The 1,687-nt window shown below is 75.0% G+C and carries 2 protein-coding genes; both read right to left on the bottom strand.

The window, feature by feature from the left end:
- Nucleotides 1–575, bottom strand: a 575-nt coding sequence (nrfD, locus tag ACWEN3_RS46255; RefSeq protein ID WP_452984415.1) for an NrfD/PsrC family molybdoenzyme membrane anchor subunit, incomplete at its 3' end; no start/stop codon positions are given.
- Nucleotides 572–1,588, bottom strand: coding sequence for a 4Fe-4S dicluster domain-containing protein (locus ACWEN3_RS46250; RefSeq protein ID WP_452984413.1), 1,017 nt, complete (start codon nucleotides 1,586–1,588; stop codon nucleotides 572–574). The genes nrfD and ACWEN3_RS46250, both read right to left, overlap by 4 nt.
- Nucleotides 1,589–1,687 lie beyond the last annotated feature (99 nt).

Below are 1,687 nucleotides of genomic sequence, written 5' to 3'. Positions count from 1 at the left end.
GGGGGCCACGCCGACGGGGGCACCGCGGTGTACGTCGCCACCGCCGGGCCGAGGCAGGCGGCCGCCGCCGTGGCGGCCGAGCCCAGCAGCCGGTAGCGGCCCGCCACCTCGGCGGCCGCGGCGGCCAGGGTCAGCGGCGCGTATCCCACCAGCACCCAGGAGCCCACGCTCATGGGGGAGGTGTACTTCACGACCCGCAGCATGTTCAGGAACCTGGCCGGCCGGCCGAGGTCGTGCACGAGCGCGGCCAGCGACAGCGAGATCGCCCCGGCCGCCCCCACCTTCGCGGGCGCGGCGAGGCCGGGCCGCCCGGTGACCTGTCCTCCGGCGGCCAGCAGCGAGGACGCCCCGGCGAGACCGCCGAGCCAGAGGTACCCGGCGATGTCCAGGGGCTTCCACGTCGGCTTGTTCAGTACGGGTTTGCCGTAGTACGACGAGAACGTCGCGTCCGGCACCATGGGCTGCTCACCGCGCCCGCGCCGGCGCCGGCGGCGCCCCGCACGGGCCCCCGTCAGCGCCTCCCGCTCGGGCCGCGCGCCCTGTACGCCGTTCCGGGTGACGTCCGAGTCGCTCATCGCGGCCTCCTCACGAAGCTGCCGAGGGCGAGCGCGGCCAGTGAGACGGCGGCCAGCGCCGCGTGCCGCCACATGTCGGGCAGGTCCTTGGTCGTGACGACCGGGTCCGGGGGCAGGCCGTAGACCTCCGGCTCGTCCAGCAGCAGGAAGAACGCGCCGTCGCCGCCGACCCCGTCGTCCGGGCTCTCGCCGTACAGCTGCGCGTCGGTCACCCCGGCCGCCTGCAGCTGCGCCACCCGGGCCCCGGCCCGCTCCCGCAGTTCCTCCAGGGGGCCGAACTGGATGGAGTCCGTCGGGCAGGCCTTGGCGCAGGCGGGCTCCATGCCGGTGCCCAGCCGGTCGTAGCACAGCGTGCACTTCCACACCCGGCCGTCGTCCTTGCGCTGGTCGATGACGCCGTACGGGCAGGCGGGCACGCAGTAGCCGCAGCCGTTGCAGATGTCCTCCTGGACGACGACCGTGCCGAACTCGGTGCGGAACAGGGCCCCGGTGGGGCACACGTCCAGGCAGGCCGCGTGGGTGCAGTGCTTGCAGACGTCCGACGCCATCAGCCAGCGCAGCTCGGTGCGGCCGTCGGGGGAGACCGGGGAGATCTGCCCCGCGGGCGCGCCCTCGGGCGCCCGGCCGGGCGGGGGAGCGGTGGCGCCGGGTCCGGGGGAGGAGGCGTCGGCGCCGAGCGTCGCCGCGGCGGCGAAGACGTCGAGGTCCTCGTGCACGACTCCGGGCTCCTGCCCGCCGAACGGTTTGCGCTGCTCGATGAAGGCGACGTGCCGCCAGGTGTCGGCGCCGAGGGTCTGCGTGTTGTCGTAGGACATGCCGGTCAGTTCGAGACCGTCCTCCGGGATGGCGTTCCACTCCTTGCAGGCCACCTCGCACGCCTTGCAGCCGATGCACACGGAGGTGTCCGTGAAGAAGCCCATCCGCGGCGGCGCGTCCGCGTAGCCGGACGCGCCCGCCACGTCCGGCAGGGGGCCGTACAGCAGGTTCCGGTGGTCCTCAGCGCTGTCGCTCACGGCATTCCTCCTCGCTCACGAGTCCTCGCCCCCTCGGGTACCGCGCCCGGCGCGGCTCGCACGGCCTCGACGTGCCGGCCGCCTCGGGCGAGCGGGAAC

It is taken from the genome of Streptomyces sp. NPDC004561, from assembly GCF_053602155.1.
This window is presented reverse-complemented; position numbering and strand designations above follow the sequence as displayed.